This window comes from Pseudoponticoccus marisrubri (assembly GCF_001482405.1).
GTDB classification, from domain to species: Bacteria; Pseudomonadota; Alphaproteobacteria; order Rhodobacterales; family Rhodobacteraceae; genus Pseudoponticoccus; species Pseudoponticoccus marisrubri.
The window spans coordinates 1-264 of sequence record NZ_LPXO01000101.1; the positions used below are offsets into that span (position 1 = coordinate 1).

The following is a 264-nucleotide window of genomic DNA, read 5'->3' on the forward strand; positions in this document are numbered from 1 at the left end:
AGTTCTCTTCTTACCCATGGTACACCTCCGTGTTAGGCCGAAACCTAACTATACAGGGTGTCTACTAAACGCGGGTAAGTCTTACACCAAACGCCGACAAAATTTCAATTCTTGTATAGCGTCCATGTATCTGCAGAGGCACATTATCATGCGAACTGATCGAGCAGTGGACATGATTTATTTTACCGAGCAAAAATGAGAATAATTCCCGAAGCTCAGCCAACACCTGAGGATGCTGCCACAGCAGTGAAACTCCCTGACTAA

At 45.1% G+C, this 264-nt stretch carries 1 protein-coding gene; it reads right to left on the bottom strand.

The genetic code is table 11. From position 1 onward, the window contains the following. Positions 1–64 precede the first annotated feature (64 nt). A partial coding sequence (locus tag AVJ23_RS23245) for a hypothetical protein (protein ID WP_205626917.1) occupies positions 65–264 on the bottom strand: 200 nt, incomplete at its 5' end.